The sequence below is a fragment of the Streptosporangium sp. NPDC002544 genome, from assembly GCF_040295965.1.
Lineage (GTDB): Bacteria > Actinomycetota > Actinomycetes > Streptosporangiales > Streptosporangiaceae > Streptosporangium.
Window position 1 is genome coordinate 81,835 of the sequence record NZ_JBEOWJ010000016.1, and the last position, 25,180, is coordinate 107,014.

Below are 25,180 nucleotides of genomic sequence, written 5' to 3' on the forward strand. Positions count from 1 at the left end.
GGCGTGTTCATATGTGTATTCCTCGCGTCTAGTCAGAGAATCGACAAGAAGTACCAGGAGCTGGCCGAGGAGGTCGGTGCGGAACTCGCCAGGCGCGGGCACGACCTGGTGAGTGGAGGGGCCAAGGTCTCCTGCATGGGCGTGATCGCCCGAGCGGCCCGCGCGGGCGGCGCCCGTACCGTGGGCGTGATCCCCCAGTCACTGGTGGACATCGAGCTCGCGGACGAGCGTGCCGACGAGCTGGTGATCACTGGCGACATGCGCGAGCGCAAGGGGGTCATGGACGCCCGCTCCGACGCTTTCCTGGTGCTGCCGGGCGGCATCGGAACGCTGGAGGAGCTGTTCGAGATCTGGACGTCCCGCACGCTGGGCCTGCACGACAAGCCCCTGGTGGTCCTCGACCCGTGGGGCATCTACCGGCCGCTGCGGGACCTGGTCGAGGGCATGCAGGAGGCGGGCTTCACCCGGCCGAACGTCTTCGACGCCATCTCCTGGACCGCCACGGTCGACGAGGCGTTCCGGCTGCTGGAGAAGTCGACCAGGCACCTGGAACCGAGCGCCGAGGAACTAGGCGAGGCCACGGCGGGTTAGCGCGGGTGGACGCCGCCCGGCGAGGGAGTCGGTCATCTCGACCGCGAGTCGCACCTGTTCCCGGCGATCCGTACGGAACACGCGGGCACCCGCCCAGGCACAGATCGAGGCCGCGGTGAGCTCCGCGGCCTCGGCGTCCCGCTCGTCTCCGGCGGTGGCGGCGGCCAGCCCGGCGGGGGTGACGACCACGGTGCGCCCGGCGCGGACGAGCTCCTCGACCTCCCCGATCGAGTGGGCCTCGACCCAGCCGGGTTCGCCCGGATCGCCGGGGCCGAGCACGAGGGGGGCCGTCGGCGGGACCGGTGGGACCGCCCCGGTCCGCCCGCTCGGAGAGGCCGGAGCCCGGCCGTCGCCCACCTCGGCGGAGGCGGGCGGGAGGCTGCTCTCTTCAGGGAACGGAGGAGTCACGACCCGATCCTAGGTCAGCGGAGTTGTGGCACGATTCGTATGTGCTGGTCGTATTAGCCCTCGCTGCCGTAGCCGTCATCGCCAGTGTCACGGTGGTCGCCATGGGGCGGGGGGGTGAGCTGAGCGAGTTCGCTCCCGACGTGCCTCCGCTGGACCTGCCCAAGGGCGGCCAGCTCGGTGCCGTCGACTTCATGGCGCTCCAGCTCCCGGTGAGCCTCGTCGGCTATCACACCCAGAGCGTGGACGAGGCGCTGAACCGGGTCGCCGGAGCCCTGAGCGAGCGCGACACCAGGATCGCCGTGCTGGAGCAGCGGGTGGCCGAGCTGCTCGCCGGCAGGCTCCAGGCCCGCCACGAGCTCAAGGGCGACCTGCCCGCCACCCTGCGCGAGCTTGAGGCGCCGTACGAGCTCTCCGGCCACGGCAGGTCCGCGGCGGGCAAGGAGCGGTCCGGCGGGTCGTCCGCCGTTTCACTCACCGAGCGCGAGGCGCCGCACCGGCTCCCCGACGCGACCGAGCCCGTGCTGGACCCCGTGGTGGACCTCGTGCCGGACGGAGGGGATTCCGGCGGGTCACCGGCCGTTCCACGGGTCGAGCACGGGCCGGAGGGGGCCGATGGACTCCCCGAGGCGGATGAGATTTCCGTGGTGGAGAAGCCGCCCGGCGTGTCGCGGGTCTCCTCGCCGTCCGAGCCGTCCCAGGTGCCGGACTCCCCGTCCCCTTCCGGGGCCTCGCCGGAGCCGTCCTCCGGTACCGTCGGCGTCCACCTCGGTGAGCGGCCGGAGAAGGACGACAAGGAGGAGTCCCGTTGACCGAGACCTCGCGACCCGTCGTGCCCGCGGCATCCGTGGAGCTCGTGCGCTGTGGGTGGGTGAGCGCGGCCCCCGACTACATCGCCTACCACGACGAGGAGTGGGGCCGCCCGGTCACCGGCGACGACCGGGTGTTCGAGCGGATCACGCTGGAGGCGTTCCAGTCCGGCCTGTCCTGGATCACCATCCTGCGCAAGCGGGAGAACTTCCGCGCCGCCTTCGAGGGGTTCTCCATTCCGGCCGTGGCCGCCTTCGGCGAGCAGGACGTCGAACGCCTGCTCGGCGACGTGGGCATCGTCAGGAACCGGGCCAAGATCGAGGCGACGATCGCCAACGCGAGGGCCGCGCTCGGCATCGGCCTGTCCGATCTCGTCTGGAGTCACGCGGACCCCGGCTCGCCGGTTCCGAAGACCCCGGCGGACCTGCCCGCCCAGACCCCCGGTTCCAAGGCGCTGGCCAAGGAGCTCAAGTCACACGGTTTCCGTTTCGTCGGCCCGACCACCGCCTACGCGCTGATGCAGGCCATCGGCCTCGTCAACGACCACCTGGCCGACTGCTGGACACGCCGGGCCTGACGGCCTTCCCCTCGCGGGCGAGGGGAAGCTCCGCGCGGCCGGGCCCCGCCGGCCCGTACGCGGTGGTTTCGCGGGATCCCCCGAGACCGGCCAGGGGACGTCAGCGGCCCTGGAAGACCGGGCGCTCCTTGGCGAGGAAGGCGCGGGTCGCGTTCAGGTGGTCGTCGGTCTTGGCGCAGGCGTCCTGGAGGTCGGCCTCCAGCTCCAGGGCCTCGGCCAGCGAACCGGCCGAGGCGAACCGCAGGGCGCGCTTGGTGGCCGCGTAGGCGCTCGTGGGCCCCTGTGCCAGCCGTACGGCCAGCGCGCGGGCCGCGATGTCCAGCTCGTCGGCGGGGACGACCTGGGAGACGATCCCGAGTTCGAGCGCGCGGGCCGAGCCGACGGGCTCGCCGAGCAGTAGCAGCTCCGCCGCGCGGCCCGCGCCGACCAGGCGCTGCAGGGTCCAGGAGGCGCCCGAGTCCGGGGCCAGGGCGATGCCGGAGAAGGCCATCGCGAACCTGGCCTTCTCCGAGGCGATTCGCAGGTCGCAGGCGAAGGCCAGCGCGGCGCCCGCGCCCGCGGCGACGCCGTTCACCGCCGCGACGACCGGCTTGTCCATCTCGGTGATGGTGCGGACGATCGGGTTGTACTGGGTACGTAGCGTGTCGTCCAGGCCCCGCCCGGCCTCCAGGTTCGCGGCGTGCTCGCTCAGGTCCTGGCCGGCACAGAACGCCCGCCCCGTCCCGGTCAGCAGCACCGCCCGCACGGCGCGCTCCCGCGACGCCGCGGTCACCGCCTCAAGCAGGGCGGTCTTCGCCCGGGAGGTCAGCGAGTTCATCGCCTCCGGCCGGTTGATGACGATGGTGGCGACGGCGTCATCGACGGAATAGAGAACGTCGTTCAACAAGGGCTCCTTCAGGCTTCCCGGCTCCGCGTGCTACGGCTCGCCGAGGTGGCGGTCGACGAAGGCGGCGGCGGCTGGGAGCAGCCGTCCGGCCTCGTGTTCGAAGTAGATTCTGGCCTGCTCCCCCGGCCAGCCTCGTGGCAGGAGCTCGGTCGGGAGCCCGGGGTCGCGGAACAGGAAGTTGCGCCAGCCGTGCAGCAGCCTGCTGCGGACGGCGAACACCCGGGCGTCGCTCGCGTCGCCGGGCAGCTCGCCGACCAGGTCCATCGCCTGGGCCAGCCAGCTCCGGTAGGCGGCACCGATGCCGTCCAGGTCCCATGTCCTGGCGGCCAGTGCCGCGGGGTCGCCGTCGAGCATCGCGTCGAACCGCTCGGCGCCGACGCCCTCGCCGCTGAGGATCGTCTCCAGCTCGGGGGAGGGGCGGGGGCCGATCCAGGTGGTCTCGGACAGGGGCGCGTACCCGATGAAGGACAGCTCGGCCCGGAGGCGCTCCCTTCTGGACCGCTCGCGCACGGGCTCCAGCACCAGGATGTGCCACCGGCCGTTCCAGGTGATCGTCCCAACTCGGTAAATTCTCAACGCGGCCTCGTCGAGACGGTGCACGCACTTGGGGGTGACCTCGTAGCCGGGGCCTCCGGGCAGCCGGGCGGGCGCCAGCCAGCCTTGCCGTACCATCCGCGAGATGGCGGTGCGCACGGCCGGAGCGGCGATGTCCAGCGAGGCGAGCAGGCGGACGAGGGCGGCCACGGACGCGCGGCCGCCTCGGGATCTGAGGTGATCCCCGTACAGATCGAAGAGCGCGGCGCGGGCGTTCACGAGGACAAGTTTGGCCGTCCGGGGGGTCTCGGACAACGGTCTTGATCGCCGGATGAGCCGACGCTGAGACTGATCGTTCCCATTCTCCGTGCGGAGGCGGGATAATAGGACATCACAGAAGACGTGAATGCGTCGGCCACCCTCGGGTCAGTCGGAGATCCGGAGCCCGAAGCAGGAAGGGATACACGCATGGCGGCTATGAAGCCGAGGACCGGTGATGGTCCGCTGGAGGTCGTCAAGGAAGGCAGGGGGATCGTCATGCGGGTTCCTCTGGAGGGTGGCGGCCGTCTCGTCGTTGAGCTCTCCGCGGACGAGGCAAGCGCCCTTGGTGAGGAACTGAAGAAAATCGTCGGTTGATACCGATCTAAGACAGAGTGGCGGAGCCGGGCCCTATTTGAGCTTGCTCGGGGAGCATGACACCTGTGATGGCCCGCGCGACCGACGATGAACACGGCCCTGGCCGTCGGACCGCCTCGCGGCGGCTCGCGCCAGGGCCGCGGTGTTCTCCCCGGCGTTTCTCTCCTGCCGGGCCTGACGACTGGAGTCACCCATGCCCATCTCCCCCTATCTGCTCCTGCCCCGCGTGCCCTATGCCCAGGGGCTGTCCGCCGGGGAGGACGCCGAGACCGAGTCCTTCGGCGACGCCGAGTTGCTCGCCGTTCCCTTCGCCGAGGATCTCGCACCCGAGATCGAGCTGCCGGTGCCCGTGGCGGCGTTGCTCGCCCACTACCAGGCCAAGGGCGAGGCGGGTGAGATCGTCGAGGTTCCCGTCGCGAACGGCGACGCCGTGGGCCGGGTGCTCCTCTACGGAGTCGGCGACGGCTCGGCGACGGCCCTGCGCAAGGCCGGCGCGGCGGTGGCGCGGCGCGGTAAGGGCAAGGACGCCATCAGGATCGTGCTGCCCGGCGGGCCGGTGGCCGCCTTCGTGGAGGGCGCGCTGCTGGCCACGTACACCTTCAGGGTCGGCGAGGCGAAGTCCCCCGTGACGACGCTCGAGTTCGTCGGAGACGGGGTCGAGGCGGAGGTCGCCGGCGCGGAGGTGATCGCCGGGGCCGTCGCGCTCGCCAGGGACCTGACCAACACCCCGTCCTCGGTGAAGTCACCGGCCTGGCTCGCCGAGCGCGCCGCCGAGCAGGGCGTCGCCGTGCGGGTGTGGGACGAGCGGGAGCTGCGCTCCGGCGGGTTCGGCGGCATCCTCGCCGTCGGGAAGGGGTCGGTGAACCCGCCCCGGCTGATCCAGCTCTCCTACCGGCCCGAGGGCGCGACGCGCCACGTGGTCCTGGTCGGCAAGGGCATCACGTACGACACCGGCGGCCTGTCGCTCAAGCCGACCGCCGGCATGGTGTTCATGAAGACCGACATGGCCGGCGGAGCGGTGGTCATCGCGGTCCTGGGCGCGCTGGCCTCGCTCGGCGTGCCGATCCGGGTCACCGGCCTGATCGCCGCCGCCGAGAACTCCTTCTCCGGTTCGGCCCAGCGCCCCTCGGACGTGATCACGCAGTACGGCGGCCGGACCGTGGAGGTGCTCAACACCGACGCCGAGGGCCGCCTGGTGCTGGCCGACGCGCTGGCCTACGCCGACGCGGAGCTGGACCCGGACGTCATGGTGGACATCGCCACGCTGACCGGGGCGATCAGCGTGGCCCTGAGCAAGAGTCTCGGCGCGGTCTTCGCCTCCGAGGACGCGCTGGCAGGCGCGCTGGTCGAGGCGGGGGAGGTCAGTGGGGAGCGGCTCTGGCGGATGCCGCTGATCGAGGACTACCTTCCCGCGCTCGACTCGTCGGTGGCCGACCTGACCAACATCGAGGCCGGATCGACCTACGGCGCGGGTTCCGTCACCGCGGCGCTGTTCCTGCGCGAGTTCACCGGCGGGCGGCCCTGGGCACACCTGGACATCGCCGGCGTCGGCCGTAGCGGCGCGGACGAGGGCCTGTTCAGCAAGGGAGCCACCGGATACGGCGTGCGCCTGCTGCTCGAATGGCTGGCGGGGCTCCAGGAGCGGTGATCGCGCGGCGGGCGGGACGGTGTCACCGACGGTGTCACCGTCCCGCCCCCGGTCGGGTGGCCGCCGTCAGTCGGAGAGCTTGACGGCCGCCAGGATGCCGTCTCCGAGAGGCATCATCAGCGGGCGGAGCCGCTCGTCGGAGCGGACGAGCTTGCCCAGCTCCCTGATGGAGACCGTGTCGGGGTCCCGCTGCACGGGGTCGGCCACCCGGTTGCCCCAGAGGGCGTTGTCGAAGACGACGATGCCGCCGACCCGGAGCAGCCGGACGGACTCGGCCAGGTAGTCGGCGTACTCGTGCATGGCGCCGTCGCAGAAGACCAGGTCGTAGCCGCCGTCGGACAGCCGGGGGAGCACGTCGAGGGCGCGGCCGGTGATCAGACGGGTCCGGCCCCCGGAGAATCCGGCCTGGGCGAAGCTCTGCCTGGCCAGTCGCTGGTGCTCCGGTTCCACGTCCACGCTGGTGAGCGTGCCGTCCTGGCGCATGCCGCGGAGCAGCCACAGGCCTGACACCCCGCAGCCGGTGCCGATCTCCACGACGGCACGGGCGTTGATGGCGGTGGCGAGGAAGCAGAGAGCGGCGCCGCCGCCGGGCAGGATCGGGGGCGCTCCCACCTCGGCGCCGCGCATGCGCGCGGCCAGCAGGATGTCGTCCTCCCTGTGGAACTCATCGGCATAGGCCAGAGTGGCCTCCAACGGACTTGTCGGCGTCTCTGCCATCGGCCTCTCCTCCCGCTTTCTCCGTACACAGTCATATAGGCGCTGGGTCGCAGCCTAAGGGAGGCAGGCCCGATCGGGAACTCATGTCGTCCCCGGTGCGTTGCACGGTTTAAGCGGCCTTTGCCGGTCCTGAAGGTAGTCAGTGCGCACGAAGGGACGAAACCAGGCACTATGGCGATAGCGGTGGTCCCGGAGAGAGGAGTACTGGTGGACGAGCCTGACCACCAGGCAGAAGCTCCCGTGTCTGATTGGACGCCTCCTACCTGGGAGGAGGTGGTCCGGGCGCACTCGGCGCGAGTGTACCGGCTGGCCTATCGGCTGACCGGCAACGTGCACGATGCGGAAGATCTCACACAGGAGGTCTTCGTCCGGGTCTTCAGGTCGTTGTCGAACTACACGCCGGGCACTTTCGAGGGCTGGCTACACCGCATCACCACCAACCTGTTCCTCGACATGGCGCGGCGCAAGCAGCGCATCAGGTTCGAGGGGCTCGCCGACGACGCCGCCGAGCGGCTGCGCGGGCGCGAGCCTTCTCCCGCACAGGTGTACGACGACACCCATCTGGAGCCCGACATCCAGGCGGCACTCGACGCCCTCGCGCCCGAGTTCCGCGCGGCCGTCGTTCTGTGTGACATCGAGGGGCTGTCCTACGAGGAGATCGCGGCGACGCTGGGTGTGAAGCTCGGCACGGTCCGGAGCCGGATCCACCGTGGGCGGGCGCAGTTGCGTGAGGCGCTCGAGCATCGCGCGCCGCGGAACGATCCATTCCCCCCGAGCGTTACACACGGGGAGGAATTCGCATGAGAAATCACAGTCATGACGAATGTCACGACGAGCCACTTGGCAAGGAGTGCGCATGAGTCATCTAGGAGAGCGTGTTTCCGCACTGGTAGACGGTGAGCTGAACCACCACGAGCGTGACCGGGCCCTGTCGCATCTGGCCTTCTGCGCCGACTGCCGGGCCGAGGTCGACGCCGTGCGAGCGCTGAAGAGCCGGTTGCGGTCCCTCGACGGGCCCGCGATGCCGACCGACCTGACGATGTCCCTGCTGCGGATGGCGGAGCCCGGCGGCCCGTTGCCCCCGCGTGAGCGCCCCTTTCCGGCCTCGCGCACCTTCGGCGGAGCGCCCATTCCGAGCATGTACAGCGTCGCTCCCCCCGACAACCGCCCCAGGGGCCGGGCCCAAGGACCTCGCCGCACCCGGAGAGCGGGTTACGTCGCGGTGGGTGTCGCCTCGGCGGCCGTGGCGATCGGCACACTGTTCGTGGTAGGCGGGGCCGATCCCAACCCGCGTGTCGTACCGCCGGTCGACATGTTCGCCAACCAGCACAGGAACACGGCACCCTACGGCGGATCGGCGACGCCCACCTTCTCGCCCACTCCGTGATCCGGCTGCCCGCCACGATCATCCTGGTGGCTGTCATGTTGCTGGGGCTGGTGACGGGCGGTACGGCACACGCGGTCAGGACCTCGCACGCCATACCGCCGGACGAGGCGGAGAACGAGGACACCGGCCTGCGCCTGCTCCGTGAGGCGGCGGTCGCGGGCAGGGCCCGCGGATACGCAGGCACCCAGTACGTCACGGTCTGGGGCGCCTCCGGCTCCACCTCGGCGGTGCTGGAGGTGCACAACGTCCCCGGGAAGGGGATGACGGTGCGTACCGAGCCCGCGGGCTCCGTGCAGAGCGTCGATCCAGGCACCCCCGCCGGGGGCATGTCCAGCCCGTCGGAAGCGATGCTCGAGGTGCTGGCCCGGAACTACCGGGTCGTGGCCGCCGGGGAGGGGCACGCCTGCGGGCGCCCCGCCCGCCTCGTGGACATCCTGCGCGCGGACGGCACGGTCGCCGCCCGCTACTGGATCGACAAGGCCGCCGGGCCGGTGCTGCGCCGCGAACTCATGGACGCGAGGGGCCGGGTCGTCAGCGTCGGAGCCTTCGTCGATCTGACCCTCGACCCGGTGACCAAGGGGGTGGTGCCCACGGTGCCGCTGGCCACCGGGGGCCTCGATCTCGTGGAGATGCCCCGCCTGCTGGCCGCGGGCTGGCGTATTCCCCGTGCCCTGCCGGGCCGCCTGGAGCTGTTCGCCGTGCGAAGCGCCCCCGCTGGATACTTGTATCTGGGATATTCGGATGGGTTGTCGGTTGTGTCGGTTTTTGTGCAACCCGGAGTGCTTGATGAGGATCATCTCCGGGGTTGGCATGCGGAGCGGCGCAGCGGGCATACGATCTGGATTCGAGGCCCGGTTGGGCAGGAGATGATCTGGGCGAGTGGGGGGCATGTCTATACAGTCTTCGCGGACGCGCCGGCCGACATGGTCGACGCGGTTGTCGCGGCCCTACCGCACGAGCATGTTCCGGATCTCTGGACGAGGCTCGGCCGAGGTGCGAGTCGCCTGCTCTCGTGGGTCAATCCCTTCGGATGACGTGTGTTTTACACATCTCGTATGCCGCTCGGGGGAAGATTGCCGGGTTGACCCGGTGAGTGGGCATCTGCGAGGCAAGGAGTAGTGAGTATTCGATGACCGACGAGGCCCGTACCGGCCACGGGGCGCACGATGCTGCGGGGCGTACGCCGTCGGACTTCACCGACGGTGGTCACGGCGCTCCGGAGTCCCGCCACGCCGACTCCTCCGGCCCCGAGTTCTCGCGCCCCGAGTTCCTGCCCGCCGGAGAGGGCGCGCCGCCCCAGGCCGAGCAGCCGGGAGACGACGGCTGGAGCCAGTTGGGCGCCCCGCCAGGCCGCGGCCGGTGGGGTGGGCCGCAGGGGCAGCCCGAGTTGCTCCGTCACGACGACGGGGAGGCGTCGGCGGGCGAGGGCGTCCAGGGACAGGGCCACGCGCCGGAGAGCTGGGGCGACCCCTCCGGCCGGCTCAGGTACGACACGGCGGTCTTCGCCGCCCACCCGGCTCCGCCCCCGCCGCCCACCCAGGCGTTCGGCATGGGTCCCGGCTGGGCGCCGCCTCCCGGCAGCCCGGGGCTGCCAGGGAGCTTCGGCGGCCTGGCGCCCGCGGTGATTCAGCGCGGGCCGCGTACGGCCACGCTGGTCGTCCTCGCCGTGGTGATCGCGTTGCTCGCCTCGCTGCTCGGCAGCGTCGGCACCTATCTCCTCACCAAGCCGACCGGCTCGGGGCGCGACCCCTCCTACAGCCTGGGGAACGCGCCGACCGGTTCCAACGCCCGTCCCCCGGATTCGGTGGCGGGTGTGGCCTCGAAGGTGCTGCCCAGCGTGGTCTCGCTGGCGGTCGAGGGCGGGACGAGTTCCAACACCGGTTCCGGCTTCCTGATCAAGGGCGGCTACGTGGTGACCAACAACCACGTGGTCGCCGGAGCCGATCCCAGCGGCCGGATCCAGATCCAGTTCAACAACCGCAAGTCCACCTCCGCCGTCGTCGTCGGCCGCGACCCCGAGTCCGACCTGGCAGTGGTCAAGCCGGCGGAGACCTTCGGCGCCCCGGAGATCACCCTCGGCAACTCCGACAACGTGGTCGTGGGCGACCCGGTCATCGCCATCGGCTCCCCGCTGGGCCTGACCGGAACCGTCACCTCCGGCATCGTCAGCTCGCTCAATCGTCCCGTTCAGGCGGGTGAGGAGAACAACTCCGAGACCACCTGGCTCAGCGCGGTCCAGACCGACGCGGCCATCAACCCGGGCAACTCCGGGGGGCCGCTGGTCAACGGCAACGGCGAGGTGATCGGCGTCAACTCGGCGATCGCCACTCTCGGCAGGTCGGTCGGCAGCCAGAGCGGCAGCATCGGCCTCGGTTTCGCCATCCCGGTGAACCACGCCCGCCGCGTCGCCCAGGAGCTGATCACCACGGGCAAGGCCAAGAAGTCGCGGATCGGTGTCGCCATCGACCCGACCTACCAGGGTGTCGGAGTGCGTATCGCGACCGAGGCCAGGCAGGGTTCCCAGCCGATCGAGCCGAACGGCCCCGCCGCCCAGGCGGGCCTCAAGCCGGGCGACGTCATCCTGGAGGTCGACGGCATCGTGCTGCAGGACGGCAACGAGTTGATCGCGCTGGTCCGCAACAGGGCTCCCGGTGAGAAGCTCTCGGTCAAGTACCAGCGCGGCGGCCAGGAGAACACCGCGACCGTGATCGTCGGCACCGCGCCGGACCAGCCCGCACCCGAGCCTTCCTGAGTCGCCCGGCAGGGGCGCGTGCTTACCCTTGGCGGTATTAGTCTGGAACCTCTCCGGTGTGTAGCCGGAGAGGTGCCCACGGCATTCTTTCGGTAGGAGATCACCGTGTTCGGACTCGGCTGGCCTGAGATCGTGGCGCTGGTGGTCATCGCCCTCCTCGTCTTCGGCCCGGAGAAACTGCCCCAGGCCGCTGCCCAGGCGGGCAAGACGTTGCGCAACCTGCGCCGGATGGCCAACAACGCGAGAGACGACCTGCGGACCGGGCTGGGGCCGGAGTTCGCCGACTTCGACCCGGCCGACTTGAACCCGAAGAACTTCGTCCGCAAGCACCTCACCGCCGACCTTGAGGACGACTGGAAGTCCACCCCGGCCACCGCCGAACCCGCCCCCGCCTACCCGGCGGGCGGCGAGCTGGGCTACGGCGAGATCCCTCCGTACGACTCCGAGGCGACCTGAGTCCCTCCCGGACGGCCGACGGCGGCGCCCCTCCCGCAGGGGGCGCCGCCGTCGTCGTGTCGGAGCGGGTGCCGTCAGCCGCGCCGGGTGGGCGAGATGCCGAGCTGGAGGCCCTTGAGGCTGGTCGACTTCTTGCTGAGGGAACCGGCGACGCGGATCAGCTCGGCCGCGGCCGGGGCGTCCGGGTCGGTCAGTACGAGCGGCTTGCCCTCGTCGCCGCCCTCGCGCAGGCGCATGTCGATCGGCACCTGGCCGAGGAGCGGCACGCGGGCGCCGAGGGTGCGGGTGAGCGCGTCGGCCACGGTCTGGCCACCGCCCTCGCCGAAGACCGAGACCCGCTCGTCGCAGTGCGGGCAGGGCAGCCATGACATGTTCTCGATGACGCCGGCGATCTGCTGGTGGGTCTGGACGGCGATCGATCCCGCCCGCTCGGCGACCTCGGCGGCGGCCTGCTGCGGGGTGGTCACCACCAGGAGCTCCGCCGAGGGCATCCGCTGCGCCACGGAGATCGCGATGTCACCGGTGCCCGGGGGCAGGTCCATCAGCAGCACGTCCAGGTCGCCCCAGTAGACGTCGGCGAGGAACTGGTGCAGGGCCCGGTCGAGCATGGGACCGCGCCACACGACGGGGGTGTTGCCCTCCGGCTTGAACATGCCGACCGAGATGACCTTGATGTCATGCGCCACCGGCGGCATGATCATGTCCTCGACCTTGGTGGGACGCTCGGAGGTGCCGAGCATGCGAGGGATGCTGTGGCCGTAGATGTCGGCGTCGACGACGCCGACCTTGAGACCGCTCGCGGCCATCGCGGCGGCCAGGTTGACGGTGACCGACGACTTGCCGACACCGCCCTTGCCGGAGGCGACGGCGAAGACACGGGTCAGCGAGCCGGGCTGGGCGAAGGGGATCTCCTTCTCGGGACCCTTGTTGCCGCGCAGCTTGGTCTGCAGCGCCTTGCGCTGCTCGGGGCTCATGACGTCCATCTCGACGGAGACGCCGGTCACTCCGTCGATCTTGGAGACCGCGGCGGTGACGTCTCGGGTGATGGTGTCCTTCATGGGACAGCCGGACACCGTGAGGAAGATCGCGACACGTACCGCCCCCTCGGGGGAGATGTCGACGCTCTTGACCATTTCGAGCTCGGTGATCGGCCGACGGATCTCAGGGTCGTTGACGGTCGCGAGGGCGGCCATCACCAGTTCCGGGGTAGGTGCCATCGAAGTGTCGGCAACACGGCGTCACACTGGGGCGACGGAGGATGCCGTCCCTCCTTGTCTGTTATCGATGAGGCGTCTCAAGGGCAGGAACTGCCCGTCGTGGCGCTCGTATGGCTTGGCGAGAGGCCCGATCCCGTCAGGGAACGGTCGGCGTCGGAAGTCCAATGGTATGAACCCCGGAACGTCGGCAGGAATTCCGGCCCCGGTTCTGGTCGCCGGATTCGGACAATTCGCTGTGTAGATGCGCGTGCAACGTTCTAAGGTTACTGTGTGACCCTCACGGCGGGCGAGTCCATGGAGAGCTTCAGCTCGGAGGAGCTGACGCTCTGGCGCATGCTCCAACGAGCCCAGGTCCGCATCGCCCGGGTGCTGGAGGCCGACCTGCTGATCGAGCATGATCTGCCCCTGGCCTCCTACGAGGTCCTCCTGCAACTCTTCGAGGCGCCCGAGCGGCGGCTGAGGATGAACGACCTGGCGGACCGGGTGCTGCTCTCGCGCAGTGGCCTGACCCGGCTCGTCGACCGCCTCCAGCGGGACGGCCTGGTCGAGCGCGAGGCGTGCACCAGTGACGCGCGCGGCCTGTTCGCGGTGCTCACCGACGCGGGCGCGGCGCGGCTGGCCGAGGCCGGTCCCACCTACCTGCGCGGCGTCCGCGCCCAGTTCCTGGACATGCTCGACGCCGACGAGCTGCGTCAGTGCGCGGTCATGCTGAACAAGCTCCTGCCCGCCTCCGGCACCGAACCCTGCTGAGGCCCCGCAGGGGGTGGCCGCCGCGGTCGTACCCCTGCTCCCGCTTGCCCGGGCTCGCGCCGGGCCGTCCTGACCGGTGGCCGGACAGGATTGTCGAGCGTCATGTCACATACCAGCTCCAGGGTGATGTCGAACACATAAAGGATCTTGCGGACTATACGGACAAAGATTGATATTGCGGATGTTTCCCTAGTTGTTCTGGAGGCTCCGCTTGCCGAAGTTACGGGCAGCCCTTGTCGTCCTCGCGGTTCTCGCGGCGGGCGTCACCCCAGCCCACGCGGCCACCCAGCCATCCCTCACCATCGAGCGGGGACGGTCCCAACCGGTCTTCTCCTACGCCGACGCCGTCCGCGAGCACGTCTACGTCGAGTCGGGTGTCGACAGCGACTCCGATGGGAGGCCGGACCGGGTCCGTGTCGACATCATCAGGCCGAAGGAATCGGGTCCCGGGCTCAAGGTGCCGGTGATCATCGATGAGAGTCCGTACTACGACAACTCCGGCCGGGGTAACGAGGCCGAGCGGAAGGTCTATGACGCCGCCGGGAACGTAGTGAAATTCCCGCTGTTCTACGACAACTACTTCGTACCGCGCGGTTACGCCGTCCTCAATGTCGACATGATCGGCACCACCAGGTCCGACGGCTGTCCCGACGTCGGCGGGCAGGCCGACGTGCTGGGCGGCAAGGCCGTGATCGACTGGCTGAACGGCCGCGCCACCGCCTACCGCCCCGACGGCACGCCCGCGGTCGCGGACTGGACCACCGGCAAGGCCGCGATGATCGGCAAGTCGTACGACGGCACGCTGGCCAACGCCGTGGCGGCGACCGGCGTGCAGGGGCTGGAGACCATCGTCCCGATCTCGGCGATCAGCTCCTGGTACAAATACCAGCGCTCCAACGGGGTGATCTACAACTACGACTACATGTCGTGGCTGGGGAACTACGTCGACACCGACTCCGAGGCCAAGTGCGCCGCGGTGCGGGCGCGGCTGGACGCCGAGGACGGCGACGACACCGGCGACTACAACGGCTTCTGGGCCGAGCGCGACTACATCGCGGGCTCGATGGCCGACGTCTCCAAGGTGCGCGCCAGCGTCTTCGCCGTGCACACGGTCAACGACCTCAACGTCAGGCCCGACAACTTCTCCAAGTGGTGGCAGGCGCTGGCCGGCCGGAACGTGCCCCGCAAGATCTGGGTCGGGCAGTACCAGCACGTCGACCCCTTCGACTTCGAGGGCCGTCGTGACCTCTGGGTCGACACGCTGCACCGCTGGTTCGACTACTGGCTGCTCGGCGTGCAGAACGGCATCATGCGAGAGCCCCGCGCCGACGTGCAGACCAGCCTCGACCGCTGGATCACCCAGCGCGACTGGCCCGCCCCGCTCTCCCTGAAGGTCCCCTTCCGCCCCGCGGCCGACGGCTCGTTCGGCCTCGTACCGGCCAGGAAGGGGCAGACCGCTACGTTCACCGACATCCGCCAGTCCGAGGACGCGATGGTGGCCGACGTCGGCACCATCAAGCCGGGGCGGGTGGCCTTCACCACCGGCGAGCTGCCGCTGGACCTGCGGCTGTCCGGCACACCCGTGGTGGACCTGCGCGTCGCGCTCGACAGGCCCACCTCGAACCTGACCGCGCTCCTCGTCGACTTCGGCGAGGACACCCGGATCGACTGGCGGCGGGGCCAGGGCATCACCACGGTCGCCGAGGAGAGTTGCCACGGCGAGAGCACGGCCTCCGACGACGCCTGTTACCGGCAGGTCGTCACCAACCGGGCCACCCGGCCCCTGGAGATCGTCGCCCGTGGCTGGATCGACGTGCAGAACCGCGACTCGCTCAGCGAGCCCTCGCCACTGTCCCCGGGCACGTACGGCAAGGTCAGCTGGGAGACGCTGCCGCAGGAGTACGTCTTCAAGAAGGGGCACAGGCTGGCCCTCGTGATCGCCGGCACCGACTCGACCTACAGCGCCGAGCGGGCCACCGGCGCGAACGTCACCGTCGACCTGGCGGGGAGCAAGGTCGTGATCCCGCTGGCGATCAGCACCCTCGGCAGCGCCGACGTGCCGAAGGACACGGCCAGGTGGCAGGGCCCGGCGCGACTGGACCTGCCGGTGCCGGAGAACCAGTTCTTCTAGACCGCTGAGGTTCGCGCGGGTCGCGCGCCGGGGGCACCCGGCGCGCGACCCGCCTTTCACGCCTCCGTGGACGTTCGCGGCTCCTGGAGATCCTCCTGGAGGCGCTGCAGTTCCGAGCGGATGTAGTCGCGGGTGGCCACCTCGCCGACCGCCATGCGCAGGGCGGCGACCTCCCGGGTGAGGTACTCCAGATCGGCCTGGTTCCGTTCCGCGGCCCTGCGGTCGTGCTCGTTCTGGACCCGGTCACGGTCGGCCTGCCGGTTCTGGGCGAGCAGGATCAGCGGCGCCGCGTACGAGGCCTGCAGGGACAGGATCAGCGTCAGGAAGATGAACGGGTAGGGGTCGAACCGCAGCGGCGGGGGGCCGAAGGCATTCCACAGGCCCCAGACGGTGACGAAGACCGTCATGTAGACCAGGAACCTCGCGGTGCCGAGGAAGCGGGCGATCTGTTCGGAGAGCCGCCCGAACGCCTCGGGGTCGTAGTGCGGACGGAGCCGCAGGCCGGGCTGTCTGGGCTGGTCGAGGCGGTCAGCCATGCCTGTCCTCCTGCTCGCGCCAGTCCTCGGGCAGCAGGTGGTCGAGCACGTCGTCCACCGTGACGGCCCCGACCAGGCGCCCGGCCTCGTTCACCACGGGAGCCGCCACCAGGTTGTAGGTGGCCAGGTAGAAGGTCACCTGGTTCAGGGTGAACTCCGGCCTGATCGGGTCGAGGGAGGTGTCCAGAATGCTGCCGAGCAGTGTGGACGGCGGCTCGCGCAGCAGCCGCTGGAAGTGGGCCAGGCCGAGGAAGCGGCCGGTGGGCGTCTCGATGGGCGGCCTGGCCACGTAGACCTGCGCGGCCACCGCGGGAGTGAGTTCGCGCTGGCGGATGTTGGCCAGCGCCTCGGCGACCGTCGCGTTCGGCGGCAGGACCACCGGCTCGCTCGTCATCATCCCGCCCGCGGTGTTCTCCGGGTAGATCAGCAGCCGCCTGATCGGCGCGGCCTCCTCGGGCGCCATCAGCGCCATCAGCGCCTCGGCCTGCTCGGCGGGGAGGTCCTGCAGCAGGTCGGCCGCGTCGTCGGGGTCCATTTCCTCCAGCACGTCCGCGGCCCGGTCGGGGGAGAGCCTGCTCAGAATGCTGATCTGATCCCGTTCGGGGAGCTCCTCCAGCACGTCGGCGAGCCGTACGTCGTCAAGGGCCGCCGCCACCTCGACCCGCCGCTTGTCCGGCAACTCGTGCAGTGCCCCCGCCAGGTCGGCGGCGCGCATCGACTCGAAGGCGACCAGCAGGTTGGCGGCGCCCTGGTCCTTCTGGACGGCGCCGAAGCCGTGCACCTCGGCCCAGTCGACGACCCTGGTCGCGCCGCGCCGGCGCAGCCCCATGCCGGGCGTGCTCGGGACCACCGCCACCTTGGTGACCAGCCACTCGGCGCGCCTGGTCCGCTCCATGGCCAGGTCCAGGACCGTCATCCGCTCGCCGTCGACCTCCACACCGAGGTCGAGCAGCTCGGCGACGGCCAGGGTCTCGGTCGCCCGCTGCTCGAACCTGCGCATGTTGAGCTGGCCGCTGAAGACCACGGAACCCGTCTGGGCGGACCGGATCCGGGTGATCGGCAGGAAGACCCGGCGCCGGGGCTGCACCTCGACGACCAGCCCGTGCACATGCGGCGGCGCGCTGCCGGCGATGGCCACCACCACATCACGGACCCGGCCGATCTGGTCCCCGGCGGGGTCGAAGACCGGGGTACCGGCGAGACGCGCGATGAAGATCCTCACATTTGAAGCGTAGGCCGCGTCTCGGGCCTACCCGCTGCTGCCACGCTCCCCGGCTCACATGCCGGAATCGATTTGCTGGCCGGTATCCCGACATGACAGCATCAAAGGCGCACAACGGTAATTACGGGAATGGTGTTTCATGAGACGTGCAGGACTGCTGATCGCACTCGCGTCGGCCCTGTGTTTCGCCTTCTCGGGTTCCATGGCCAAATACGTGGGCGCGGCCGGGCTGGCCCCGCTGGAGGCGGTCTGGGTACGGATGGCGGGTGCCGGGCTGCTGCTCGTCGCCGTCCTCGCGCTCGCCAAGCCCTCGGCCCTGCGCATCCCTCGCTCAAGGCTGCCGTTCCTCGGGGTGTACGCGGTGGTCGCGGTCGCCGGGGTGCAGGGGCTCTTCTTCCTGGCACTGACCCGGCTGCCGGTCGGCGTCACCCTGCTGATCGAGTACACCTCGCCGGTGCTGGTGGTGCTCTGGGTACGGTTCGTCCGGCGGGTACGGCTGCCCCGGGTGGCCTTCGCCGGTGCCGCCGTCGCGGTGGTCGGGCTCGCCGTCGTGGTGGAGATCTGGGCGGGACTCGCCCTCGACCCGCTGGGCCTGCTCATCGCCTTCGCGGCGACGGCGTGCTGCGCCGGATACTTCCTGCTCAACGACAGCTTCGGCGACGAGATCGATCCGCTCGGGCTGGTCGCCTGGGGGCTGTTCGGCGCCGCCGTGGCGCTCATCCCGATCTCTCGTCCCTGGGACATTCCCTGGGCGGCGCTCGGCACGGTGGTCACCCCGCCGGGTGGCTACCCGCTGCCGACTGCCGTGGCGCTGGTCTTCCTGATCGTGGTCGCCACGGTCATCGCCTACATCTTCGGCGTTCTCGCCATCCGCCGCCTGTCGGCCGCCGTCGGTTCCACCGTCGCCTCGCTGGAGGTCATCGCCGGGGCGGTGGTCGCCTGGATCCTGCTGGGCGAGGCGCTCGGACCCTTCCAGGTCGCGGGTGGCGTGATCGTCCTGATCGGCGCCTACCTGGCCCAGCGGGCCACCGCCATGCTGCCCGCCCCCGCCTCGGAGGTCAGGGAACCGGCTCGGGTGGGGTGAGCCGTATCACCTGGGAGCCGGTTGCCCAGCGCTCCACCAGCCTCGCGCCGTCGGGGGCGTTGAGCCGTTCCTTGGCGAGCGCGGCCACCGCGTCGGCGGCCTGCGTCTGGTCCATCACCTCCACGCGGGCGTCGAAGGCCACCAGGCGCCCGCCGTTGTCCTTGCTGCGCAGCGTCACCCGGACCTCATCGGCCTCGGCCAGCCCCGGCAGCGGTTGCTCGCCCCCGCCGGTGACCAAGTAGATCGCACCGTCGTACCAGGTGTGCCAGGCCAGCCGGGGCCGGTCCAGCGACAGCCACAGGACGCTCGACTTCTTGGCGCCCTCCTCGATCACACCCATGAGACGAATGTACGGCCTGTTCCTCCCCTTGGGGTGGTACAGGCCGTACGCGCCGTGAGGTCAGCGCCGGGAGAGCTTCCAGGCGGCCGGGAGCAGCCCGGCCGCGATGGCGATCTTGAGGGCGTCGCCGAGCAGGAAGGGCAGCACGCCCACCGCGAGGCCGGTGGCGAGGTCGGTCTGGGCGACGGCGATGAGGACCGGCAGGCCGAAGGCGTAGATGACCAGGTTGCCCAGGATCATCGTGCCGACGGTGCGCGGGACGGTGCGGTCGCCGCCGCGCTCGGCGAGCTTGCCGACCACGGCCGCGGCGGCGATGAAGCCGATGACGTACCCGAAGGACGCGCCGCCGAAGCCGGAGGTGCCGCCGGCGAACCACGGCACGCCCGCGAGACCGGCCAGCAGGTAGAGCGCCATGCTCAGCGCCGCGCGGTTCATGCCGAGGGCCGCGCCGACCAGCACGACCGCGAAGGTCTGGCCGGTGACCGGGACGGGCGAGCCGGGCAGCGGGAGGCTGAGCTGCGCCGCCAGGCCCGTCAGGGCGGCGCCGCCGACCACCAGCGCGACGTCGCGGGTACGGGAGCCCGGGATGAGGTCGGACAGTACGGCGGGCCTGGTCACCGAGGAAGCGTTTGCCATGGTGCGTGTCTCCTTTGCAGGTTCTTGACGCTCATTCTTGTGAGATCTCCGGCAAAAGCCCTGCGAGATCGCCGCCAAGAACAGGGGGAGGTCTTTGTCCGGACGCCATAGCGCCGCCCGGCCGCCGGTCTGCTTTCCCGCGAGCGCTAGCGTGTGCCCATGCGTTCTCGGCGTTCATGTCTCGCGGTGCCCGGCAGCAACCCCCGATTCCTGGAGAAGGCCCAGGGGCTCCCGGCCGACGAGGTCTTCCTCGATCTGGAGGACTCCGTCGCGCCCCTCGCCAAGGAGGGGGCGCGCAAGAACATCGTGGCGGCGTTGCGCGAGGGCGACTGGTCGGGCAGGACGAGGGTCGTCAGGGTCAACGACCTCGGCACCCAGTGGACCTACCGCGACGTCATCGAGGTCGTGGAGGGCGCGGGGGAGTTCGTCGACTGCCTGATGCTGCCCAAGGTGGAGGACGCGGCCCAGGTGATGTGGCTCGACACGCTGCTCACCCAGATCGAGAAGGCGAACGGCCTCACCGTCGGCAGGATCGGCATCGAGGCCCAGATCGAGAGCGCCAAGGGCCTGGTGAACGTGGACGCCATCGGCGGCGCGTCCCGGCGCCTGGAGACGCTCGTCTTCGGCCCGGCCGACTTCATGGCCTCGATCAACATGCGGACCCTGGTGGTCGGTGAGCAGCCGCCCGGCTACACCGAGGGCGACGCCTACCACTACATCCTGATGCGCATCCTGATGGCCGCCCGGACGCACGGCCTGCAGGCCATCGACGGCCCCTACCTGGCGATCAAGGACCTGGACGGCTTCCGCCGGGTGGCGGGCCGGGCCGCGGCGCTGGGGCTCGACGGGAAGTGGGTGCTCCACCCGACCCAGATCGAGGCCGCGAACGAGGTGTTCTCGCCGTCGCAGGAGGACTACGACCACGCCGAGCTGATCCTCGACGCATACGAGTACTACACGACGGTCGAGAGGCGCGGCGCGGTCATGCTCGGCGACGAGATGATCGACGAGGCGTCCAGAAAGATGGCGCTGGTGGTGGTGGCGAAGGGCAGGGCCGCCGGTCTCGCACGGACCACGGCCTTCACACCGCCCACGGCCTGACACCGCGGGGGTCACATGTCGGCGGTTGACATGAGGTGAGCCGGGGGTTTCACGGGTCTCGTCGGGCTGGTGTGTTTCAGGATTTTTATAGACAAATCATGATAATCCGGGCGCCCGGCTGATAAATCTGACTAGAGAGGTCTCGTCATCGCGGCCGGGACGTGTTGCTCTTGACTGTGTACGGCAGAGGTGCGGCCGGTCGGCCGCGGGAGGTGATCGTTTCCGGAGAACGGGGTAGTAGTAGGGTCGCGTGCGATTTGCCGCATCCGTAGGGGTTGCGGCCTACCGTTACGGAGACGACTGGAACGGTCCGGGGTGCTGACTCCGGGCTGAAACGGGCTTCCTGCGAGGAGGTGCTGAGCGTGGCCTCGGGCCCCCACGACCCGCGCTCGCGAGAGTGGCCGGCGGATGACGGCGGCGTTCACGACGATGCCATGCGTGCAGGCGGGTCCCAGGAGCCACACGCGTCCCCGCCGACGATCCAGCACTCCCCGCCGGGTCCCTCCGGCGACGACGCGCGCGGGCTCTCCATGGCCTCCCCGTGGATGCTCCCGCCGTTCGCGGCGCCGACCCCGGACGACGGCGAGCCGCCCCGGGCCCGCCCGGAAGGACTCGGCGGCGAGCGGCGCCGTCCGTACGCCCAGCCCTACGCCCCCACCCCCCAGCCCGCCGGGCAGTCGTCCCCGGCGGAACCCCCCACCCCCGACCACCCCACCCCCGACCACCCCACCCCCGACCACCCCGCCACCGATCACCTCGCCGAGGAGCCCGTGGAGGAACGGGGTACGGGGCAGGGCCGCCACGCCGTACCGGAGCGAGGGCGCCCGCGCCTGGTGGACCGCCCTGACCTCCTGGTCGCCTCGGGGCCGACGCCCGAGCGCAGGGGCAGGAGGAGAGCGGACCGGCCCGATCTCCTGGTCGCCTCGGGGCCGGCCCGCGAGCGGGGCAAGGACGAGCGGACAGCGCCCCCGCAGCCCCCACAGCCCCCGCCTCCCGCGCCCGAGGACCGGATCAGGATGGGACCGAGCATTCCGGCGACGCCGGAACCGGCGCCCACTCCGGAACCCGGCTCGATACCCGGGCCGACCCCCGAATCGGAGCCGGGGCCCGAGACTGAGGGGCCCGGCACGCCCGTCGAGGACGATTTCGAGCCCGTACGCCGGGTGGGACGCCCGCCCGGTGGCAGACCCGCCAGGCCCGACCTGCTCGTCGCGGAGGGCCCGCCCGGCAGGCGGGGCCCCAACGGCGGGCGGCATCACCGCTCGGCCGCCGCGCCCTCCGCGGTACGCCGGTCCAGCCCGACCAGGCGCCGGCGTGGCAGGGGCCTGGTGATCCCGTTCCTGATGGTCATGGTCCTCACCGTGGCGGTCGGTGGCGGCCTGGCCCTGTGGGGCTGGGTGAGCAGCCCGTTCGCCACCGGTCTCCGGCTGGTCGGCGACGAGGTGGGCTCGGGCGACGAGAACTTCGTGCCGCGGGCCGGTGTCGGCGGCAACGGCTCCAACCAGGTTCTCAACGCGGTGGCCTCGGTGGGCTCCGTCATGGTCGCGGTCGGCAGCGACACCACCAGCCCGGTACCCAGACCGCTGTTCCTGGTCTCTCCCGACGGCGGCACGACCTGGCAGCTGGGCAGGATGGTCGGCCCGGTGGGGTACGAGACGGGTCCGACCACGGTGGGCCGGGTGGCGGGCGGTGACGGTCGCTGGCTGGCGGCGGGCAACGACCCCCTCGGCTCGGGGCACGGCCTGTGGACCAGCTCCGACGGCTACAGCTGGACCGCCGTCGACCCCGCCGAGCTGGACGCCTTCGCGCGCGGGGACAAGATCATGGACCTGGCCAGGACCGACTCGGGCTTCGTCGCGGTCGGCGCGGCCGTGCTGGACGACGGCACCACCGGGGCCGTCGCCTGGGTCTCTCCCGACGGGCGCGCCTGGAAACGGGTGGCGACCCGGGAGATCGGCATGCCGGACAAGGTGCGGGGCATCAAGGCGGTCGTCGCCAGGGGGAACGCCGTGGTCGCGCTGGCGGACCCGGCCCAGGGGCAGTCCACCTCGGTCATCCTGCGTTCGGCCGACGGAGGCGGGAGCTGGCAGCGGACCGGCACCGCGCTCAATGACGTCATCCCCGAACCGGGCGCGCTGGCCGTGGCCGGCGGGGGGTTCGTCCTCGTACCGACCCAGCAGCGCAGCGACAAGGGCGAGGTCCGCGTCTACTGCTCGCCTGAGGGCGCCGACTGGAAGGCCTGCGGGACCATCACCGGCCTGGGGTCCGACGGTTCCGGCGTCAGGCGGCTGGCCTCCTCCGCGGCGGGGGTGGCCGCGGTCGTCGAATCCGGCTTCGAGCGCTACACGGTCCACACCAGCTCCGACGGCCGGGACTGGAGCAAGACCACAGACCTCGGTGAGGTACCGGGCTCGCTGCGGGCGCTCGCCCTGTCCGACACCGGCACCCTCGTCGTCGGCGGCGACGAGCGCGCCGCCGACGTGGACAACAGGGTGGTGCTCATCACCGCGCCCAAGGGCGGAGAACCGAGGCCGGTCTCCCTTGGGGGTATCGAGGGCCTGGCCAGAGCCGCCCGCGAGACGGCCAGGGTGGCCGCGGGCGACGGCAAATTCGTCGCGGTGGGCGCCGTCTCAGGCGATGCCGGGATCTGGACCAGCACGAACGGCGAGAGCTGGAAGGCGGGCGGCCCGGCGCAGCTCCTCGGCGGCCCGAGGCGGCAGGCGCTCGCCGACGTCGCGCACGGCAGGCGGGGCTGGCTGGCCGCGGGCAGCACGATGACCGACGCCTCCTCCACCGAGCCGCTGCTGCTCACCTCCTCCGACGGTGAGAACTGGCGCAGGGTTCCGGTGCTGGGCCCCCTCGCCCCGGCGGGCGACCACGACTTCCTCGCTCCGCACGCGGTGGCGGCGGGCCCTTCCGGTTACGTCATGGCGGGTGAGGACCGCGGCCCCGCCGCCACCGTGCCCGTCCTGTGGTTCTCCGCCGACCTCAAGCGCTACTCCAGGGCGGCCAGGCTTCCCGCGGGCGGTACGGGCGTGCGGCTGCACGACGTCTCGGCGACCTCGTCCGGATACGTGGCCGTCGGCGGCTCCGGCACCGCCGAGCGCGAGACCGGCGTGGTCTGGGTGTCGGCCGACGGGGTCAACTGGAGCGCGCGCAAGCCGGTCCTGCCCCCGGGGGCGACGTCGGCGGGGCTGCGGCACGTGGTCCTGTACGGCGGGGACATCGTCGCGGCCGGCACGGCCAGGACGGAGGACGGCCAGAAGGCCTTCGGCGCGGTGTCCGCGGACAACGGGACGAGCTGGGAGTTCTCCTGGCTCCCCGGGGACACCGCGTCCGCCGTGCAGGATCTCGCCGCGACGCCGGAGGGCGTGGTGGCCGTGGGCTGGTACGGGGTTCCAGGCGAGGGCGACAGCGCGGCCTGGACCTCGGAGGACGGGCTGAACTGGCAGCTCCACACCCCCAGCCAGGGCAGGCTGGACGGCGACGGAGCCCAGTGGCTCGGCGCGGTGGCGGTCCTGGGCGGCCAGGTCGTGGCTCTGGGCCGCTCCACCACCTACAGCGCGGACCACCTCACCCTGTGGCGCTCCAAGCTCACCTCGACACGGTGAGGTGGACCTCGCGCCGCTCACTCCCGCGCGATGACCGCCCACTCGACCAGCGCGTCCAGCAGGCCGGGGGTGAGCGGGAGCCGCTGTAGCTCCGCGCGGGTGACCCAGCGGACGTCCGCGGCGTCGTCCCCGGCGGAGAGCGTGCCGCCGGAGACCTCGGCCAGGTAGTCGCGGATCTCGTAGCGGGCACCGCCGGGGCCTGGGCGGTCGACGGTTCCCGCCAGGCGCCCGGGGACGACGGTCAGGCCGGTCTCCTCCAGAACCTCTCTGATGACCGCCTCGGGGTCGGACTCGCCCGGCTCGACCCGGCCGCCGGGGACGGACCACAGCCCCATCCCGGGTGGCCTGCCGCGACGGACCAGAAGCATCCGCCCCGAGCCGTCGAGGATGATCGCCCCCACACAATTTACGCGCACGTGAACAACATTACGGCGTGATAACGACCAGGCCTCTTGACGGATGGGCCGTCGAAGAAGCAGCGTGGGTAGGCGTGAAAGCCGCCCCTACATGCCCACGCTGTTTCGGCCCGCTACGTCCGCCGAGTGCTTGGTCAAGCTCCTGGAGATGCGGTCCCCACGGTGATGTGCTGCCGTTCCAGCCACCCATACCTCCCTCCGCCGCCGCGGTGGAGGCCATCACCCGTATCTCCCGCGTCCCCGTCTGGGTCCCGTGGCCGCTGCCCACGGGGTGGCTGGTCACCGGGTTCGCCCACGTGGGTGACGAGCGCAGCGGCGTACGGGCCACGGTGGTCGCGGTCTCCGGACCTTCGCTGACCTACGGGCCCGCCGATCTGCTGCTCATCGCAGAGGAGCCCGGGGTCGGGCTCGGCGCGGCGTTCGCCGGGTTGGAGAGCACCGATCCCGGCACCGGCTTCGACCAGGGCCCGCCGCACGCCAAGATCGATGTCAAGGGCCATCCGGCCGCCCTGTGGTGCGTCACCGCCGCCTGTGACCGGGCCGTCTACGTGGGCGAGGCACTGGGGAACTGGCTCTGGGCGGTCGTGTGGCCCGCCGAGGCCGGTTACCTGATGACCCTGGCCGAGCTGTCCCTGCGCGATCTGCGCGACCACGACCAGACTCTCGACCTGCCCTTCGGGGCGTTCTCCCCGCGCCTGGAGGCCCCGGCCCCCTGACCGCCCGCCCGGCATTCGAAC

At 71.1% G+C, this 25,180-nt stretch carries 26 protein-coding genes; 16 read left to right on the forward strand and 10 right to left on the reverse strand.

What is annotated here, in order from left to right:
- Window positions 1-3: 3 nt before the first annotated feature.
- Window positions 4-591 carry an LOG family protein gene (locus ABT061_RS24305; protein ID WP_350921776.1) on the forward strand — a complete coding sequence of 196 codons (588 nt, stop codon included), beginning with the start codon at window positions 4-6 and terminating at the stop codon, window positions 589-591.
- On the opposite strand, the gene ABT061_RS24310 is transcribed toward ABT061_RS24305, so the two are convergent.
- Window positions 568-999 carry a hypothetical protein gene (locus ABT061_RS24310; protein ID WP_350921779.1) on the reverse strand — a complete coding sequence of 144 codons (432 nt, stop codon included), beginning with the start codon at window positions 997-999 and terminating at the stop codon, window positions 568-570. The genes ABT061_RS24305 and ABT061_RS24310 overlap by 24 nt on opposite strands.
- Before the next feature lie 41 nt (window positions 1,000-1,040).
- Between ABT061_RS24310 and ABT061_RS24315 the strand changes: the two genes are divergently transcribed.
- Both ABT061_RS24315 and ABT061_RS24320 read left to right on the forward strand, forming a co-directional pair.
- A complete protein-coding gene (locus ABT061_RS24315; protein ID WP_350921781.1) occupies window positions 1,041-1,808 on the forward strand; it encodes a hypothetical protein in 768 nt (255 codons plus the stop codon).
- Window positions 1,805-2,383, forward strand: a complete 579-nt coding sequence (locus tag ABT061_RS24320) for a DNA-3-methyladenine glycosylase I (protein WP_350921783.1) — start codon at window positions 1,805-1,807, stop codon at window positions 2,381-2,383. Before ABT061_RS24315 ends, ABT061_RS24320 begins: the two co-directional genes overlap by 4 nt.
- Window positions 2,384-2,483: 100 nt before the next feature.
- Here ABT061_RS24320 and ABT061_RS24325 read toward each other — a convergent pair whose 3' ends face one another.
- Window positions 2,484-3,266, reverse strand: coding sequence for an enoyl-CoA hydratase-related protein (locus tag ABT061_RS24325; RefSeq protein ID WP_350921786.1), 783 nt, complete (start codon window positions 3,264-3,266; stop codon window positions 2,484-2,486).
- Window positions 3,267-3,299: 33 nt separating this feature from the next.
- A complete protein-coding gene (locus ABT061_RS24330; RefSeq protein WP_350921788.1) occupies window positions 3,300-4,082 on the reverse strand; it encodes a PaaX family transcriptional regulator in 783 nt (260 codons plus the stop codon).
- Window positions 4,083-4,271: 189 nt separating this feature from the next.
- On the opposite strand from ABT061_RS24330, the gene ABT061_RS24335 reads away from it, so the two are divergent.
- Together ABT061_RS24335 and ABT061_RS24340 are read left to right on the forward strand one after the other, a co-directional pair.
- Window positions 4,272-4,439: a DUF3117 domain-containing protein gene (locus ABT061_RS24335; protein ID WP_084195322.1), complete on the forward strand. Its 168-nt coding sequence runs from the start codon at window positions 4,272-4,274 to the stop codon at window positions 4,437-4,439.
- A 193-nt stretch (window positions 4,440-4,632) separates the two neighbouring features.
- Window positions 4,633-6,087, forward strand: a complete 1,455-nt coding sequence (locus ABT061_RS24340) for a leucyl aminopeptidase family protein (RefSeq protein WP_350921791.1) — start codon at window positions 4,633-4,635, stop codon at window positions 6,085-6,087.
- Window positions 6,088-6,153: 66 nt separating this feature from the next.
- Here ABT061_RS24340 and ABT061_RS24345 read toward each other — a convergent pair whose 3' ends face one another.
- Entirely contained in the window at window positions 6,154-6,804 is a 651-nt protein-coding gene (locus tag ABT061_RS24345) for an O-methyltransferase (RefSeq protein ID WP_350921793.1), read from the reverse strand.
- 171 nt (window positions 6,805-6,975) lie between these two features.
- On the opposite strand from ABT061_RS24345, the gene sigE reads away from it, so the two are divergent.
- From sigE to ABT061_RS24370, 5 genes are all read left to right on the forward strand, one after another.
- Window positions 6,976-7,608 (forward strand): RNA polymerase sigma factor SigE, encoded by a 633-nt coding sequence (gene sigE, locus ABT061_RS24350; protein WP_350921795.1) that lies wholly within the window; start codon window positions 6,976-6,978, stop codon window positions 7,606-7,608.
- 52 nt (window positions 7,609-7,660) lie between these two features.
- The gene (locus tag ABT061_RS24355) at window positions 7,661-8,191 is read left to right on the forward strand and encodes an anti-sigma factor family protein (protein ID WP_350921798.1); all 531 of its coding nucleotides are present in this window, start codon (window positions 7,661-7,663) and stop codon (window positions 8,189-8,191) included.
- Window positions 8,192-8,226: 35 nt separating this feature from the next.
- A complete protein-coding gene (locus ABT061_RS24360) occupies window positions 8,227-9,225 on the forward strand; it encodes a sigma-E factor regulatory protein RseB domain-containing protein (RefSeq protein WP_350922030.1) in 999 nt (332 codons plus the stop codon).
- A 95-nt stretch (window positions 9,226-9,320) separates the two neighbouring features.
- Window positions 9,321-10,943 (forward strand): S1C family serine protease, encoded by a 1,623-nt coding sequence (locus ABT061_RS24365; RefSeq protein WP_350921800.1) that lies wholly within the window; start codon window positions 9,321-9,323, stop codon window positions 10,941-10,943.
- Window positions 10,944-11,048: 105 nt separating this feature from the next.
- On the forward strand, window positions 11,049-11,399 hold the full coding sequence (locus ABT061_RS24370) for a sec-independent translocase (RefSeq protein ID WP_350921802.1): 351 nt from the start codon (window positions 11,049-11,051) through the stop codon (window positions 11,397-11,399).
- Between the two features lie 74 nt (window positions 11,400-11,473).
- On the opposite strand, the gene ABT061_RS24375 is transcribed toward ABT061_RS24370, so the two are convergent.
- A complete protein-coding gene (locus ABT061_RS24375) occupies window positions 11,474-12,616 on the reverse strand; it encodes an Mrp/NBP35 family ATP-binding protein (protein WP_350921805.1) in 1,143 nt (380 codons plus the stop codon).
- A 270-nt stretch (window positions 12,617-12,886) separates the two neighbouring features.
- Between ABT061_RS24375 and ABT061_RS24380 the strand changes: the two genes are divergently transcribed.
- Entirely contained in the window at window positions 12,887-13,366 is a 480-nt protein-coding gene (locus ABT061_RS24380) for a MarR family winged helix-turn-helix transcriptional regulator (RefSeq protein ID WP_350921807.1), read from the forward strand.
- A gap of 211 nt (window positions 13,367-13,577) precedes the next feature.
- Window positions 13,578-15,497 (forward strand): Xaa-Pro dipeptidyl-peptidase, encoded by a 1,920-nt coding sequence (locus ABT061_RS24385; protein ID WP_350921809.1) that lies wholly within the window; start codon window positions 13,578-13,580, stop codon window positions 15,495-15,497.
- Between the two features lie 56 nt (window positions 15,498-15,553).
- Here the strand turns inward: ABT061_RS24385 and ABT061_RS24390 are convergent, their stop codons facing one another.
- Both ABT061_RS24390 and ABT061_RS24395 read right to left on the reverse strand, forming a co-directional pair.
- Window positions 15,554-16,033 (reverse strand): DUF1003 domain-containing protein, encoded by a 480-nt coding sequence (locus tag ABT061_RS24390; protein WP_350921812.1) that lies wholly within the window; start codon window positions 16,031-16,033, stop codon window positions 15,554-15,556.
- The gene (locus tag ABT061_RS24395; protein WP_350921814.1) at window positions 16,026-17,255 is read right to left on the reverse strand and encodes a magnesium transporter MgtE N-terminal domain-containing protein; all 1,230 of its coding nucleotides are present in this window, start codon (window positions 17,253-17,255) and stop codon (window positions 16,026-16,028) included. Before ABT061_RS24395 ends, ABT061_RS24390 begins: the two co-directional genes overlap by 8 nt.
- Before the next feature lie 139 nt (window positions 17,256-17,394).
- Here ABT061_RS24395 and ABT061_RS24400 point away from each other — a divergent pair, with 139 nt between their 5' ends.
- A complete protein-coding gene (locus tag ABT061_RS24400) occupies window positions 17,395-18,339 on the forward strand; it encodes an EamA family transporter (RefSeq protein WP_350921817.1) in 945 nt (314 codons plus the stop codon).
- On the opposite strand, the gene ABT061_RS24405 is transcribed toward ABT061_RS24400, so the two are convergent.
- Window positions 18,314-18,679 (reverse strand): hypothetical protein, encoded by a 366-nt coding sequence (locus ABT061_RS24405; protein WP_350921819.1) that lies wholly within the window; start codon window positions 18,677-18,679, stop codon window positions 18,314-18,316. The two genes, ABT061_RS24400 and ABT061_RS24405, sit on opposite strands and share 26 nt — an antisense overlap.
- 60 nt (window positions 18,680-18,739) lie before the next feature.
- Window positions 18,740-19,315 carry a biotin transporter BioY gene (locus ABT061_RS24410; RefSeq protein WP_350921821.1) on the reverse strand — a complete coding sequence of 192 codons (576 nt, stop codon included), beginning with the start codon at window positions 19,313-19,315 and terminating at the stop codon, window positions 18,740-18,742.
- A 159-nt stretch (window positions 19,316-19,474) separates the two neighbouring features.
- Here ABT061_RS24410 and ABT061_RS24415 point away from each other — a divergent pair, with 159 nt between their 5' ends.
- Both ABT061_RS24415 and ABT061_RS24420 read left to right on the forward strand, forming a co-directional pair.
- Window positions 19,475-20,416: an HpcH/HpaI aldolase/citrate lyase family protein gene (locus ABT061_RS24415; RefSeq protein ID WP_350921824.1), complete on the forward strand. Its 942-nt coding sequence runs from the start codon at window positions 19,475-19,477 to the stop codon at window positions 20,414-20,416.
- A gap of 434 nt (window positions 20,417-20,850) precedes the next feature.
- A complete protein-coding gene (locus tag ABT061_RS24420) occupies window positions 20,851-24,027 on the forward strand; it encodes a WD40/YVTN/BNR-like repeat-containing protein (protein ID WP_350921826.1) in 3,177 nt (1,058 codons plus the stop codon).
- Between the two features lie 17 nt (window positions 24,028-24,044).
- On the opposite strand, the gene ABT061_RS24425 is transcribed toward ABT061_RS24420, so the two are convergent.
- Window positions 24,045-24,443, reverse strand: coding sequence for an NUDIX hydrolase (locus tag ABT061_RS24425; protein WP_350921828.1), 399 nt, complete (start codon window positions 24,441-24,443; stop codon window positions 24,045-24,047).
- Between the two features lie 74 nt (window positions 24,444-24,517).
- On the opposite strand from ABT061_RS24425, the gene ABT061_RS24430 reads away from it, so the two are divergent.
- A complete protein-coding gene (locus ABT061_RS24430) occupies window positions 24,518-25,159 on the forward strand; it encodes a DUF6758 family protein (protein WP_350921831.1) in 642 nt (213 codons plus the stop codon).
- The last annotated feature ends 21 nt before the right edge of the window (window positions 25,160-25,180 follow it).

What these genes read in the sequence shown, in the direction of transcription:
- ABT061_RS24420 (WP_350921826.1), top strand. Translation starts at nt 20,851, where the DNA reads ATGCGTGCAGGCGGGTCCCAGGAGCCACACGCGTCCCCGCCGACGATC.
- ABT061_RS24345 (WP_350921793.1), bottom strand. Translation starts at nt 6,804, where the DNA reads ATGGCAGAGACGCCGACAAGTCCGTTGGAGGCCACTCTGGCCTATGCC.
- ABT061_RS24400 (WP_350921817.1), top strand. Translation starts at nt 17,395, where the DNA reads ATGAGACGTGCAGGACTGCTGATCGCACTCGCGTCGGCCCTGTGTTTC.
- ABT061_RS24410 (WP_350921821.1), bottom strand. Translation starts at nt 19,315, where the DNA reads ATGGCAAACGCTTCCTCGGTGACCAGGCCCGCCGTACTGTCCGACCTC.
- ABT061_RS24415 (WP_350921824.1), top strand. Translation starts at nt 19,475, where the DNA reads ATGCGTTCTCGGCGTTCATGTCTCGCGGTGCCCGGCAGCAACCCCCGA.
- ABT061_RS24355 (WP_350921798.1), top strand. Translation starts at nt 7,661, where the DNA reads ATGAGTCATCTAGGAGAGCGTGTTTCCGCACTGGTAGACGGTGAGCTG.
- ABT061_RS24405 (WP_350921819.1), bottom strand. Translation starts at nt 18,679, where the DNA reads ATGGGTGTGATCGAGGAGGGCGCCAAGAAGTCGAGCGTCCTGTGGCTG.
- ABT061_RS24390 (WP_350921812.1), bottom strand. Translation starts at nt 16,033, where the DNA reads ATGGCTGACCGCCTCGACCAGCCCAGACAGCCCGGCCTGCGGCTCCGT.
- sigE (WP_350921795.1), top strand. Translation starts at nt 6,976, where the DNA reads ATGGCGATAGCGGTGGTCCCGGAGAGAGGAGTACTGGTGGACGAGCCT.
- ABT061_RS24360 (WP_350922030.1), top strand. Translation starts at nt 8,227, where the DNA reads ATGTTGCTGGGGCTGGTGACGGGCGGTACGGCACACGCGGTCAGGACC.
- ABT061_RS24335 (WP_084195322.1), top strand. Translation starts at nt 4,272, where the DNA reads ATGGCGGCTATGAAGCCGAGGACCGGTGATGGTCCGCTGGAGGTCGTC.
- ABT061_RS24365 (WP_350921800.1), top strand. Translation starts at nt 9,321, where the DNA reads ATGACCGACGAGGCCCGTACCGGCCACGGGGCGCACGATGCTGCGGGG.
- ABT061_RS24340 (WP_350921791.1), top strand. Translation starts at nt 4,633, where the DNA reads ATGCCCATCTCCCCCTATCTGCTCCTGCCCCGCGTGCCCTATGCCCAG.
- ABT061_RS24375 (WP_350921805.1), bottom strand. Translation starts at nt 12,616, where the DNA reads ATGGCACCTACCCCGGAACTGGTGATGGCCGCCCTCGCGACCGTCAAC.